Source organism: Ligilactobacillus aviarius, from assembly GCF_001654615.1.
In the GTDB taxonomy this organism is placed as follows: Bacteria; Bacillota; Bacilli; order Lactobacillales; family Lactobacillaceae; genus Ligilactobacillus; species Ligilactobacillus aviarius_B.
Map to the genome: position 1 here is coordinate 78420 of NZ_LWUD01000051.1, position 14641 is coordinate 93060.

General features: G+C 30.0%; 10 protein-coding genes and 1 CRISPR repeat array (1 of these 11 running past the window's edge). All 10 genes read right to left on the bottom strand.

From position 1 onward, the window contains the following. Window positions 1–1535: a CRISPR direct-repeat array (repeat unit 36 nt; unit sequence GTACTTAAACTTATTGATTTAACATCCTTCTGAAAC); it begins 2264 nt to the left of the window's first position. A gap of 29 nt (window positions 1536–1564) precedes the next feature. Beyond that, complete coding sequence (gene csn2, locus A3O17_RS06740) at window positions 1565–2236, bottom strand: type II-A CRISPR-associated protein Csn2 (RefSeq protein WP_064213267.1); 672 nt, start codon at window positions 2234–2236, stop codon at window positions 1565–1567. Then, window positions 2233–2538 carry a CRISPR-associated endonuclease Cas2 gene (gene cas2, locus A3O17_RS06745; RefSeq protein ID WP_064213266.1) on the bottom strand — a complete coding sequence of 102 codons (306 nt, stop codon included), beginning with the start codon at window positions 2536–2538 and terminating at the stop codon, window positions 2233–2235. Before cas2 ends, csn2 begins: the two co-directional genes overlap by 4 nt. Next, window positions 2516–3424, bottom strand: a complete 909-nt coding sequence (gene cas1, locus A3O17_RS06750; RefSeq protein ID WP_064213265.1) for a type II CRISPR-associated endonuclease Cas1 — start codon at window positions 3422–3424, stop codon at window positions 2516–2518. The genes cas2 and cas1 overlap by 23 nt, the downstream gene beginning before the upstream one ends. 198 nt (window positions 3425–3622) lie before the next feature. Continuing rightward, window positions 3623–7684, bottom strand: coding sequence for a type II CRISPR RNA-guided endonuclease Cas9 (gene cas9, locus A3O17_RS06755; protein WP_064213264.1), 4062 nt, complete (start codon window positions 7682–7684; stop codon window positions 3623–3625). A gap of 156 nt (window positions 7685–7840) precedes the next feature. Further along, window positions 7841–8863, bottom strand: coding sequence for a DUF559 domain-containing protein (locus A3O17_RS07970; RefSeq protein ID WP_225354719.1), 1023 nt, complete (start codon window positions 8861–8863; stop codon window positions 7841–7843). 212 nt (window positions 8864–9075) lie between these two features. Then, window positions 9076–9312: a hypothetical protein gene (locus tag A3O17_RS06765; protein ID WP_064213263.1), complete on the bottom strand. Its 237-nt coding sequence runs from the start codon at window positions 9310–9312 to the stop codon at window positions 9076–9078. Between the two features lie 169 nt (window positions 9313–9481). Then, on the bottom strand, window positions 9482–11251 hold the full coding sequence (locus tag A3O17_RS06770; RefSeq protein ID WP_064213262.1) for a nuclease domain-containing protein: 1770 nt from the start codon (window positions 11249–11251) through the stop codon (window positions 9482–9484). After that, window positions 11235–13115 (bottom strand): McrB family protein, encoded by a 1881-nt coding sequence (locus A3O17_RS07815; RefSeq protein WP_081255682.1) that lies wholly within the window; start codon window positions 13113–13115, stop codon window positions 11235–11237. Before A3O17_RS07815 ends, A3O17_RS06770 begins: the two co-directional genes overlap by 17 nt. Window positions 13116–13569: 454 nt before the next feature. Next, window positions 13570–13869 carry a nucleotide pyrophosphohydrolase gene (locus A3O17_RS06780; protein ID WP_064213261.1) on the bottom strand — a complete coding sequence of 100 codons (300 nt, stop codon included), beginning with the start codon at window positions 13867–13869 and terminating at the stop codon, window positions 13570–13572. A 139-nt stretch (window positions 13870–14008) separates the two neighbouring features. After that, on the bottom strand, window positions 14009–14452 hold the full coding sequence (locus A3O17_RS06785; RefSeq protein WP_064213260.1) for a hypothetical protein: 444 nt from the start codon (window positions 14450–14452) through the stop codon (window positions 14009–14011). Window positions 14453–14641: the final 189 nt, after the last annotated feature.

The window sequence follows — 14641 nt, forward strand, 5'->3', positions numbered from 1 at the left end:
TAACATCCTTCTGAAACCATACGTTGTGGCTTCTGCGTTTGAAAACTGTACTTAAACTTATTGATTTAACATCCTTCTGAAACAGTCTGTGTAAGACAAATCGGGATTGTCTTGTACTTAAACTTATTGATTTAACATCCTTCTGAAACAGTTATTCCGGCGCAGGTTACGGTTTGCCCGTACTTAAACTTATTGATTTAACATCCTTCTGAAACATGACACAAAGAAGAATTTTGATCCAAAGAGTACTTAAACTTATTGATTTAACATCCTTCTGAAACTGGGACGGTACAGCGTTTAGCGGAAATAAGGTACTTAAACTTATTGATTTAACATCCTTCTGAAACTCTTGGGAATATCATGAAGTATCTCACCCGGTACTTAAACTTATTGATTTAACATCCTTCTGAAACCCATCTGATATTTTCCTTTCGTGTAAATAAGTACTTAAACTTATTGATTTAACATCCTTCTGAAACGTGAAGGTGAAGTATATCATCCATTAAATAGTACTTAAACTTATTGATTTAACATCCTTCTGAAACATAACTTGACGCATGGCGCTAATCGCTAAAGTACTTAAACTTATTGATTTAACATCCTTCTGAAACTTATAATAACGGAAATACCATCTGGGTACCGTACTTAAACTTATTGATTTAACATCCTTCTGAAACTCCGCTTGGTAAAATGGAAATGATTCTCAAGTACTTAAACTTATTGATTTAACATCCTTCTGAAACCAATAGTACGGGTCATCAGTTTGTGACTTAGTACTTAAACTTATTGATTTAACATCCTTCTGAAACTAATCTGCGGTAAGTCAACGCCGTTCATTTGTACTTAAACTTATTGATTTAACATCCTTCTGAAACCATTAATTTGATTTATTCGCACTTTCAAGAGTACTTAAACTTATTGATTTAACATCCTTCTGAAACGGACACCTTTTTTAGCAAGGTCGCCCGCGAGTACTTAAACTTATTGATTTAACATCCTTCTGAAACGCGGTCTATTTGTTTATTTAAAATTGTTGCGTACTTAAACTTATTGATTTAACATCCTTCTGAAACAAACAAATCAGGCTTTGCAACTAAACGTGAGTACTTAAACTTATTGATTTAACATCCTTCTGAAACCGATATTTAGTAACAAAAACTAAGTGATAAGTACTTAAACTTATTGATTTAACATCCTTCTGAAACACCTCCTTAATGTAACCATTTATCATAAAGGTACTTAAACTTATTGATTTAACATCCTTCTGAAACGCGTTTCGTGGCGCTTTCGCCGTAAACGCTGTACTTAAACTTATTGATTTAACATCCTTCTGAAACAAAGGTAACGCGTTTAAATACGTGGTGCGCGTACTTAAACTTATTGATTTAACATCCTTCTGAAACAAGTGATACGGAAGCACAAACGGAGTTTAAGTACTTAAACTTATTGATTTAACATCCTTCTGAAACCTTTGGGAAGACATCGGAATATTAATCGTTGTACTTAAACTTATTGATTTAACATCCTTCTGAAACCGGCATTTTATAATTAAGCTCTCATGATTTCAGGGCTGCCAATCAACAAAGTCCTCGTCAATATAATAACAATTACAATTTTTATAAAAATTAAGATCTTCTAATTTTATAAATTCAATAATCAAAGCTGAGGTTTTCAATTCAGCATTCAATTTGACAACTTCTTGTAATTGGTCCTGAGATAAGTAATTAGCGACGTTACTTAATCCAATACAAGAAGTATCATTACACTCTTTATGTAATTTAAAATCTGTTTCGATTATAACATATGGATTCATGCAAATTGAAGGCGCCAAATGGATTTTACTATTTTTAAATACTTTCTTTAAATCTCCATCATAAGAAACCTCTAAAGGCAAATCCATATAAAGCATTGCATCTTGAATAGCAGTGTATAAGTCATTTTCACATTTATTGATCTTATTTCTTTGTTCATCCGTAATTGAGGAAACAAGTGCATTTATTAATTCTGTATTATATTTGCTCATTAAATTCTGACTATCAATGATGTCTCCATCCCAATCCATCGCTTTGCTTATATCGATTCGTTGATAATCATCATCGAAAAAACTAATTTTATCGTTGAATCCTTGTAAACCTAGAATAACATCCGAATATACTGAACGATTATTTGTTCCTAAAACTGTAATCGTTCCTGGTAACAACTCAAGTGGCTTATGCCCTTCATAATTCATTTTCATAATATAATTGTCCTTCCCGATGAATTTCGTACATCATCCTTTTCCTTTCCAACTAGGAAATGCATATCATTATACTGTTTCTCTGTTAGCATTAAAGTTTGAATAATCCCTTCTTTCGGTAAAAATGTACTTATTCTTTTTTCTAAAAAGTTTGCGGCTTTTCGATTAACGCAAACCCTAACATAAACTGAATATTGAATCATCAGAAAACCTTCATTTATTAATTTCTTCCTAAAAATCCGATATGCTTTTCGCTGTTCACTTGTTTCCATTGGTAAATCAAACATGACCATTAATCGCATTATTCGGTACCTCATTTTTAAAATCCACCTCGATTTGCATAGAATCACTTTCTTGATTTAGATAGCTTATACATTTTCTTACATAATCAGGAACAACATTTCTTAATAGCATTGTCTTTCCGTTATAATTTAACTCAACATTCAGCATATCAACTAACCCATATTTAATATCAGGGGTTAACTCATTAAACTTCTGTCCTGACACCCAATAATCAACAACTGGACGAAAACATTCCATTAAGTCTGAGCCCAAATTAAATTGATTCTCATCACTATGATGATGAATACCTAACTGAGTCAAGTATCCTGCTGAAACAATTTCTTTATTAACTGTTGATAATAAAATTGAATAACCATAGTCCAATGCTGCATTTGCTGCCGATGAATTACGCCGACTAAAATTTTGCTCATTGAATAATCTTGGAAAATATTTTTGAGCAACGACCGCTTCGCGATTAGTAGGATCACCGATTTCCAATTTATCAATTTCTCGCTCTAAATCTTCATATCCGATTTTCCTTAATTTCAATACTCTTAACTGGTTAGTCATCTTCAATTTAATAATTTTTGTCCAAAGTTTTTGCTTACGATCGTCCTTCCAAGAAATTTGTTTTTCTAAAACTCCTAAAGAACGATTATTTGGATAATACCCGACTGTTTCGCAAACTGGCTGATTTTTCAAATCTGTAAATATGATTTTTGTATTTTGATGTGCAAGTTCACTTATTAAAGCACTACTAATAACTGCTTGTGTAGTGGAAACTAATAGTAAATCAATATCTTCAATTGGAATTTGATTGATTCCATCTCCAGTTTGAACTCTCATCATATGTGCAGAATATGATAACTTGGCATGTTGCGTTATAATTACTGATCGCCATCCCATAAAAATTCCTCCTTGACAATTTGATTATTTATTCGATACAATTAATTTATCGGGTAGCTCCCGAGTATTTAAATTTATTGATTTAACATCCTGAGTTGAAATCAAACAAGGCTTTTTGCCAAGTTTAAATTTATGAGTTGTTCTATGACAGCCATTTAAAAACCGCTCTTTTTAGAGCGGTTTTTCTTATGTTCAATTTTACAAATCTTTTAATTTCACTCTTCTTTCAGTTAAACCTGTCGGTGATTGATAAATTAATTCAGCATTAGGTGAAAGTTTAATTCCAGTTGGCACTTGTAACTGACCAAATGGAGTTGAAACTTTTATTTTCTTTAAATTACCAAATGAGGCATTTGCATGAAGCCCATCAAGCATATTATTTAGAACATCTTCTTTTTCCTCAATGCTTAATTCTTTAAATAAATCAAATCCATTATTCAATCGTTCTCTAAATTTATTAATATCATACAATGCATAATACTTATTCACTTTGTTAAGAATATCTGCATATACATTCTCTAATTCTTCATCCGTATTCTCTTTTTCTCCAATTCGAGCAAGAATATCAATTGATTTTTTAGAGAGTGTTAATTGGCTTGCATTATATTTATAAGTTGAACTTCCTAAAGTAAATTTCTGATCACCATCAACTACTAATTGACCAAAAGAGATTTTTCCAAGTACAACTTCAAATTCTTTAACTTTCTTAGTTACTTCGCCCGTTTTTCGATTCTTCTTTACTTGAATAAATTGAGGAGTTAATTCTTCTTTCAACACTTTAAGATATTCTTGATTTCCCTCTTTTTCTGCTTGCTGCAGTCTGCTTAATGAACGCATCGGAACTCCGACAACTTGATATTTATCTTTTTGTTTTACAATTGCCAAATAAGCGTCATTATTTGAAGTATATCCACCATAAATGTTAACTGGCTTATTATTTTTAATACGAATCAACTTTTTAGATGATGCTGTTGAAGCTGGGAAAACAGTCTGCTTAAACATATTATTTTCATTCGTATAAACTTCTTTTGAAACTGGTACAATTTTAGCCATGTAAGCTCGTTCAAGGTGTTTAAATACATCTTGCTTATCCATTACGATTTGTCCATCGTATTCAATCACATTTTTATTCTCAATATCACCCAAGAAATTAAATGTTTTTAAATTCTTAATTGCGTTATCACTTAATTTCTTGAAATCATTATATACAAAATAACTTCTTAACTTTGGATATCGATTATACAGATAAAGACCAATTACGTTTACAATGTATGCATCAAATCCATGATGGAAATCATTTAAATTCCGTAACTTAATGAATCCAAATTTTTCTCTAAATTGATGCGTCAATGCTGCTTTGATTTCAATAATCTTAGTATCTTCATTTTGATACTTTTCAGTTAAAATTGTTGAAACCAATTTAACAACTTGTGAAGTTTCAACTAATTGCCGCTTTACAAATCCTTCTTTGGTATACTTTCCGATTGTTCCAGGATCCGTCGTTAAATTCTGGTATTTTTTCTTTGAAATCAGATTAATTTCACTTAACTTTTGCCAAAATCCACGAGTCGTTTTTGCTCCTAATACCTGATTCGGCATTGGATTACTTCCAAACATTTTCACCGGCACATTATCTGATTTACTGTTATTGACTGCACGTGAAACAAGAACTCGATTATCCAACGAATCATCTTTAATAAACGCTTGGGGAAGAATATGATCAATATCGTAATTACTTAAATTATCAATATCTAACTTTTTACCTGTATAAGCATCCCGACCTAATTGAGTAAAGTACAAATACAATCGATCTGAGTAATCTTTATTGTTATTTTTATTTTTCAATTCTGTTAATAATGAATCATCTGTAATCTCTTTGGCAATATTTTTATATACATTTTGAATATATTGCATCCTTGATTTTGTTCGCTCTGATTTTTCATTACTTCGCGTAAACTCAATTGAAATTGCAGATGGTGCATAACCCATTATGTTTTCAATATCGTTAACTACCTTAACAACTTTCCGAATTGCCTTTTTATTTTGCGGTGAAGTATATGCATCTTCTAAAATAGCTTCAACATCATTCTTACCTACAAATTTTTCATTATATTTAGCAATTTGCTCTGAAATATTATCGGATGTAACAATTTGCATTAGGTTATCGTTGGTATTCCACATCCGGTCGATAATCCGTTGACCATCCTCATCAAAAATTCCAGTTAACAGTTTCTTTGATAACCGGCCCCATCCTTGCAATCTCAATCCTTTTAACTTACGATATTCATCTTCGGATAGCCATGAAATTTCCTGAAGCTTGTCCATAAAAATGTCATTATCTTCAAATACTGTTGCCCACTCAATAATTTTTTCTAAATCATCAATGTAGTCGGGATTATCTACTTTTTCGCCAAAAATATCTTTAAATTTCAAGTACGTAGCTAAATTCGAGTTGAATTTAGTCTCATCAGATAATCCTGAAATTTGAGGCGTTGTTAAATATTCTCCAGTACTTTCCAAGTAATTTTGCAACTTCTTTACCGACACTGTTTTACTTTGAGTAAATAAGTTTTCAAAGATTCCTTGTTTTTCAGAAACCGTCAACTTATCATTATTGATTCGAACATTATTTAATTCATTAAGGACTTTAAATCTTTGATACAGCAAACTATTATCAGATAAAACATCTTCCCCTAACAAATACGTATCCTTAGTTGTCATTCGCTTAATGAAATTTTCTGCTGATTGATTTCGATCAACTTTTTCATCAAAATTCCATGGGGTAATTCTTCCCTGTTCTTTTCTGATCATCCATGCAAATTTAGCATTATTATCCTTGTTGGCATCATTCTTTTCAATCATTGGCCCAACATAATATGGAACACGAAATGCAACCAATTCATCTAATTTATATTTAGCTTCATTTCGTCGATTTTCATTTGGATTCAATTCAGCTAACCAAGGATAATATTTTGCTTGATTTTCAATAATTTTATCAAGTTCTTTTTGATGAAGTTGCCGCGGAATTACACCATTTGCAGATGTCCTTTGTTTAGGCATAAAATTGTCCAGTTCAATTGCTTCTTGTAAAGTAGTTGCTTCTTCAAATTCATCATATTTCTTTAAAATTTTAGAAACTTTACCTACAAAATCATCCTTAGAATATGATTTCAATTTTTCATCTTTACGATTAATATAATTTGAATAAGCCTGCTTCAGTAACTTGGCATCTTTTTTATCAACTTTTCGAACTAACTCTTTATATAATTTAAGCTGATTTTGATGTGTTTTATACTTTTCAATCATTGATTGCGATAAACTTTGACCATTGGGAACAATTTCATTCAATGTTACCCAATCATGAATTTCTTTAACTAAACCTGTTAATTCAATTTCATTCTTATCCATACTTGCTTCCAAGCTGGCTAACTTATCATCAATTCCTTCATCACCTAAAGAAAATTTCCATTCTTTTGAATTATCAATTTCTTTTTGTAAAAGAGCATTTAATTGAAACGGTGATCCAGTAATAGCTTTAACTAATTCATTCGTAACCTGTTTATTTACCTTTAATAAAGCTTTATCTGAAGTTTTTTCAAGCAATAACTCCTTAACTTGTTTTTGTTTATCAAGTTTACGTAGCTCAAAATCTAAAAGCACCTTTTCGACTTCATCAATATTTTCATTATTAATTACTACTTTCTTTTCACCCAAAAGATGATTAATAGCATCAATATCCGCTTTCAAATCAATTTTTGAAGTATTAAAAGAATTAACAGGGGCTGATTTAAGGAAATTACCACGATATTTTACAATGTGATGAATTGCAATATAAATCTCACGTAAATCAAACTTTTTATCTTCATTCATTAATTTATCTCTTAAATGATAAATCGTTGGATATTCATCATAAAAATTTGTATCTTTCTTTTCAGGAAATAGTAATGAACCTTGAAACTTTTTATTTGAATCTAACGGTGAAATATTTGAATCTTTTAAACGTGCAAAAAAGGTTGGATCAATTTCTGCCATATAAGGATCAAAAAATTCTTCTAGCAACTTTAACCGCCATTTCCGTCGTGACAATCTTCTTCGAGTTGTTCTAAATCCGCGACGATCAGCTGCTGTTTGCCCTTCTTTGAACAAAGTAACTCCCATCGTTTTCTTATGTTTCTTTTTTAACAAGTGATAATTTTCATCCATGATTGACCAGCCAATCGATGATGTTCCAATATCTAATCCCACATAATAATCTTTCATTTTATTGAATCCTCTCTAGTTTCATATTTTCGTTTTATTGAATTTTCTAATAATAAACACTTTAAAGATAATAATTAAATTATATCAAACATTTATATCTAAAACTACAATTACACAAAAAATCAGGCAATTCACTCACGCCTGATTTCATTTTATTTATAATCTAAATCCATGCTTATCAATATCTTCCTTAGCAGCTTCCAATAAGTCCAAATTTGTTAGTAAATTATCACTTTCTTTTAGATAATTTACGTTCACTTCATACTGCTTTTCAGAAATATTAAAATCCCTTGCCATCCGATAAATCCCAACTGGACATAGAAAAGCTGGTGTATTGCATGCCTCTACACTTAATGATGGAATTGAATCATCAAAAAGCGGTTCTTCGACCTTTACTTCAAATAATTTCTCAACAACCTCATTTGAAAGCTGAATAAAATATGGCACCCGAACTACCTTATACCCATAACTTTCATAAAGTTCTTGATTGGCCATATCTCTTTGTAAATCACTCGGTTTCTGATAATGCGGCAATCCATCAAATTCAACAATCAACTTTAATTGCTCACTTCGATAATCCAGGCGACTTAAGCTTTTCTTTCCATCTTCTTTTATTAGTCCCGTTGTTTTATCATGAACCCAGTCGTCTGTATCGGGAAAAATCACATTTAAATACTCATCTAATCCCGTCCGCGGAATACCAGTAGCCTTATCAATTCCCGCTCTTTCGGCAATTTCACTTGTTTCACGAATAAATCCCCATTGTTTTACCATTTTACCATCATTCTTCTTATAATTTTCTAAACGATTCCACATATCAGAAGGACTAATTTCCCCCTCCATAACTACGTTAAAATCATTATCATAGATAACACTGTAATTACCATCTGATAAAAGACGTGTGAATTCGAGAAATACTTCATCTTTAGCAACTAAAATTTCAACGTAATCTAAGTCTTCATTTTCAATTTTTTTAGGAACATATAAATATTCCTCAAGATGAAGCTTGGCGTTACCTCCATTTATATAAATTATTGGTGCCCAACTATCCTTGAACTCAAAGAGATAATTATCTTTTGGCTTCTTAAACTTTGAAAGCTTATTAATTACATACTGATAAATTCTCTCACTGCCATTATTATCACAACTTGATGAGTAAATATCATAAATCCACTTCACTCTTTTTAAATCCCTTAATTCACTCACAGAATTATCTAATTCATATACAAGAGGATTATCTTCATCAATTTGACGGTAAAAATTACCTTCTTTTTTTAAATAGATTAATCCATTATTCTTATTTAGAAATGTAAATTCCTTTGAATTGTAAGAGCTGCCAAAAAACCACCATCTAAATAAATTATGTCTTTATCTTCCAAAATTTTCACCCTTTACTTATTTTTCCCAGCAAACGAAGAAGCAATTAACGTTATTCCAAAAGTAATTAAAAACGCTGGATCACCAAGATTGACAACAAAACAAAAGAGACCAATGGCTGCCAGTATAAAAATTCCAATCACTTTAAAAGTTTGCCAACCATCTGCTCTTGACTCCATTTCATGCTCTTCAGCTTCAATCTTGCGTCTTGTTTCTTCATCTTCATTTAAAGGGATCTTCCTCTTATCCACTAATTCACTCTCCCAAACCAATTTTCAGCATTAATAATTAATGCCCATCAATAATTCGTTTAACTTCTTCAAGATAATCATCTGTATATTCCGGAACAAGTAAGTCGCCTTCAATTGCATCTAACATTGATAATTGTTAACTTTAATATTCTAATAAATTTTTTTATTTTTAATCAACATAATTAAAATAATTATTCATTTGTTTTATTTGTTTTTCTAAATAAATATACAAATCCTTATTTTCATCATTCGGTATCAAATTTATTCTGTATTGATTATCCTCCCCTTCAACTTTTGGCTTATTTCGCTTCTCATCAAATTTAGGGTAAAGAATAAATAAACTATTCTTTAATGACGTTTGACCAGTAATTTCTTCCATTTTCTTTATTGAGTCAGATTTATATGATTCTTTAATTTCTATCCCATTCACATACTCAATAAATTGCTTTAATGTATGATTTTTACCTTTAGAATAAAAAATAGAATTATAATTTCTATATTTAGTATCCATAATAACTAAAGAAATAATTTTATTTTTCATATCATAAAATTCTATTCTGATATCTGGTCTTTTATGGGTATATCCTAACGCCATTTTTACTGGACTCTCATTATCCCTATTTATTATGGATTTATCATAAACAATTTTTATATATTTACAATTTTTATTATCTAATTCTGAATTTTGCGAATCAAATTCAGAAATAACCGTTTCACCTTCGCGTAATTCACCTAAATTTTCTCTCTTACTCGAGAAAATCCATCCACTTTTAGGAACAAATCCTAATTTTTTTAATGTTTCAATTACTTTAACATACGCCCAAACCTCATATAAAACATCCGTCCGGTGATAATAATATTTGTATTGTCTGCTAAACGAATACTCTTTATCAATAAGTGATTTCATTTTTCGTATTAGCTTGTTAATATATAAATAATTATTGTCATATATATTATCATTAGTTAACTTTACCTGTTCTTGATAATTAACACTCTGAATCCAGGAATTATCCAAGAAATTCACAATCAAGTATCTATACTTTTTTAAAATCTTTAATTCCAATAAAAATGATGATGCACTCTCTTTATCTGGAAAATTATAATTTGTTATCACACGAATTAAATGGTTGACCTTTTTTAATAAAAAAGTTAGCTGTGATCCTAAAATCTTATTTATTCTTAAATTATAGTTAATGCACCGACATTTCGAAAAATATTTTCTATTCTTATTAAAATTTCCTGACTTTTTTATAGTTCCTCTATAATCTAATGGAGAAATCATTCTTTCTGTCCATAAGTATTCATTTTTTATTTCATAGCATGGGTTATTAGTAATATAATAGATCGTCTTTTCGAATTGATTAATTTCATTATGAAAAAGTTCAATTAATTCTAAATCATGTTGTGTAATTCCTTTTTCAGAAGATAAAAAGCCATTATCATTCCTATCAAACCTTCTTGCCAACCCTTGAATAGTATTTTCTAAATCATTTTTTAAACTTTCAAGCTGTTTTTCGCCGATTTGCTTAGGATTCACCTTTAACCATGAAAAGAATTTCTCATTTTGAGAATTTACTACCATTAAGCGGTAATATCCTGGATACAAAGTGTGATCCATAAAATTTCCTTTAAATAGAGGATTATTAATTTCAAATAAAACTATTTCCTTTTGATTGAAATTTACATAGGCACCTTCATCATCTAAATAATATTTATTAGCAGTGTTCTGTTCCAGTTCACTTTCAGCCTCAGCCTCATTTAGTAAAATATTTATTCCATCTAAATATAATCTTGAAGAAGAGTCACCAATCAGTATCAACTTAGCATAAGTATTTTCGTCAATTTCAATTACATTGCTCCAATCAAATTCATTTTCATTAAAAACAAATCTTTCTTCTCTATTATAAGAATTAAGCACAACACTATCTTGCAAAGCCATTTACATGTAACTCCTGACTTTTTTGTTTTAAAACCTCTCTAGATTCATTAAATTCTGATAAATCAGAAAATTCATCAAATATTGATTCAATACTTTGTTCATTATCGCTAGATATCAGACTCTCTATCATTTCTTCATTACCACGTATTTTAGGTAGAATACGACCTGCAACTTGTAAGTCTAATGCTAACTTCCGATCAAAAATGTTTAACTGCGGGGAATTTTTTATAAATGTTTCTATATTTTTTAAAATTCTCCAACTTAATCCTGCACCTGGAAGACTACTACTAATTACAGTATGTAACTTTTCAAAAAATTTTAATTCTCGATCACTTAAGCCAGCACCATTGTTCAAAAATTTTTTATAATCAACAAAGGATACCGTAATTGATTCTTTTAACTTATTTTCGTCTTTTTCTTTTCTTTGACTAAATGGTAAAATTTCAAAATCAATAATATTTGCTCTATCTAATAAGCGATTTGAAATTTGGAATGTAGATTCATCTAAATTCATTGTTCCAATAAATCGAATATTTTCTGGAACTAATATTTTCGAAGGATATCTATCACTATTGTAAAGTCTTGGTTCTAAGCTTGGATTGTATAAAGTTATATATCTTTCTTTTGAAGATCTTTCCAGTACTGAAATAAATTGTGAAAAATAATGTTCAATTCTCGCAATATTCATTTCATCGAATACCACTATATATAATTTATCCTTATTTTTATTAGCTTGAATTATCGTTTCAATTAATTCAGTGTCTCCTGGATGATAATTATTACTTGTACTATCTACAAATCCTAATAAATCCGCATCATCTTGCCAAAATGGACGAACTGAAATCATCTTATATTGTTGGTCATTTAAAATTCCTAATGCATCAGCGTAAACTTCTGTAATCTTAGATTTTCCTGTTCCACTTAAACCAGCCAAAACAGTTAAAACGTTACTTTTAACTGAATTATGAAAATTTATCAAATCTGAATATTTAAACGTTAATCCATATTTATTTTCCACAACATTTATAAAATGTTTTATGAACTTAACTTCATCAATTTGATTTTCATTTTCGTCCTTAGCTTTTTCTTGACCCCGTTCTTCAAAATGCTGAGGGTCAACATCTGACCAATCTAAATAATTAACATTTTCAGAAATCTTATTTAACCCACTTATATTGATCATATTTTCGGGAATATAAGCAATCCTATTCCCATTATTACTTTGTGAAAAAGTAATACAACTATTTACTTTCTCTGACGAAGCATCGTAAGCCTCTATTTCAGCATATTCATCATTCTCTTTATTAAAAACAATTCCACTATTTTCTGATTCAAAAGGTAAATTATAATATATAATGATGTTGTTTATACTTTCCCCCATTAACATTACAATTGGATTTTCATCATTGATTGTGCTCATAAAATTAAAATTCAATTCACTTCGCGACTTTATTGCTTTCTCAAGCAATTCCTGATCATCAAAGCATGGAATACCTACAAATTTATCTTCAGTAGTTAACATTGATGGTTTTTTTCTTATTGTCACATTAATTGCTTTATATTGATTAACAATTCCTTTTTGAGAACATAAGATATTAAATATAAACACCTTATCGCTAAGCTCTTGTGATAATTCCTGCTGATCCATACTTGAAAATTTACTTCTTATACTTTCTGGACAATCACTCGCAAATAATCTTATCGTGGTGATATCCATGTCATCTAAGTTATTTTTATCAAGATTCAACGCTTTGATATACACAAAATTATTATAATTAGAATCTTTACCAATCCCTAAACTATTATTCTCATTATTTAAAATTCCTATATAAAATTTTCCATTATTCATTATTTTTTGATTCATTGATTTTCCTCACATCTAATCTTATTAATTCTTCAATCATTATTTAGATAATAAATTGAAGCTACTTTCTAAGTTTATTGACCCATCTAAAACATTTTATCTTCTATTATTCATTAATGTCAATTAGCTTATATATATTCAAACTCATAGAAAATAAATTTTAACAACTTATTAGTTCATTACCCAATTAGTTCTTTAAATTATATATTTATATAAATAAACATAATTTAATTAATAAAGTACGAAATTTTTTATTTCTCTCCTAAATCTTATTTTTACAAAAAATGTCTAGGTAAAAAATCCTAGACACCTTTAAGTATTGATATTTTACGATAGGCTTATTTTAAGAGTCAATCAATTAAATGTAAAATTTATTCTTCACACTTAATCTTAAAAAGGCTTTAACTTTTATTGCTATCTTTACTTTAACCCCAAATAGGTTCCGTCTTTCTCCTCAATCCCATTCTCTTCCCTTATTATACTCAAGTTTCGCCTTCATCACGTCTATTGGATCAACATTCAACCGGTCGCACATGTAAAATAGATAAATTAACGTATCTGCAATTTCGCCTTTTAAATGCGTTTTTTCATCTTCACTTAACTCATCGCTTGTCTTTTTCCATTGAAAAATTTCTAAAATTTCCGCAGCTTCAATATTTACTGACTTTGCTAAATTTGGCAAGGAATGGGCCTCATCCCATCCGCGCGAGTTTCTGAAATCGATAAGTTCCTGCATTAATTTTTGATGATCCATGATAAATTGCCTCTTTTCGTTTTCACTCTCTTTTATTATACCGTATAAGAAAGCAGCCTTTTCCTCACCGGAAGAGGTTGCTTTTAAACTATCCGTCAAATAAATAAAATTTTAAATTCTACAATAGCCCATATTATTTTTAAATCTCATCAAGCGTACTTAATTTTCCACGTTTCTTTATCATCATAAAAATTTTAATTGATACTGTTCCCATAAGAGCTGCAATAATCAATCTGACAAAATAACTAGGATCAAATATATTTACAATTATTACAATTGGGAATTGAAAAAACATAGCAATTAGAGCAAAAGTGACCAAACTACCTTGAATCAAAACAAACATTCTCGAATGCTTGGTATAAATTTCAAGCTCACCTGAGCGATTTACTCTTGTAAATAATCCCAATTTAATCCCCAAATCGTCCGCAAAATCGGTTGCCTCAATATCATTTCCTTTTTGATCACGTGGCCAAAAATAATCACACTCATCAAAGTAAAGCACATCCGAATCATTTTCCTTAAGTTCCTTGCGCACTGCTTCGACTAACGCATTTAACTGTTCTTCTGTTATTTTCTTTTTCATCTAATAAGCCCTCTCCCATTCCATTAGTTACTTAACTTTCTTTGCATGTTTAACCATCGCTTCCGCCCAGCTGTGCGGATAATCGTTGTTTGAATCATCGGCTTTCTCAATTTCAACATGCATTTTGACCGTAAACTCCATTCTTCATGTGTCCTCCTTCAATTAATTTAACTAACAAAAAACGCCTGG

Coding starts and splice junctions, on each gene's coding strand:
- csn2 (WP_064213267.1), bottom strand. CDS start 2,236: ATGAAAATGAATTATGAAGGGCATAAGCCACTTGAGTTGTTACCAGGA.
- cas2 (WP_064213266.1), bottom strand. CDS start 2,538: ATGCGATTAATGGTCATGTTTGATTTACCAATGGAAACAAGTGAACAG.
- cas1 (WP_064213265.1), bottom strand. CDS start 3,424: ATGGGATGGCGATCAGTAATTATAACGCAACATGCCAAGTTATCATAT.
- cas9 (WP_064213264.1), bottom strand. CDS start 7,684: ATGAAAGATTATTATGTGGGATTAGATATTGGAACATCATCGATTGGC.
- A3O17_RS06770 (WP_064213262.1), bottom strand. CDS start 11,251: ATGGCTTTGCAAGATAGTGTTGTGCTTAATTCTTATAATAGAGAAGAA.
- A3O17_RS07815 (WP_081255682.1), bottom strand. CDS start 13,115: ATGAATCAAAAAATAATGAATAATGGAAAATTTTATATAGGAATTTTA.
- A3O17_RS06780 (WP_064213261.1), bottom strand. CDS start 13,869: ATGGATCATCAAAAATTAATGCAGGAACTTATCGATTTCAGAAACTCG.
- A3O17_RS06785 (WP_064213260.1), bottom strand. CDS start 14,452: ATGAAAAAGAAAATAACAGAAGAACAGTTAAATGCGTTAGTCGAAGCA.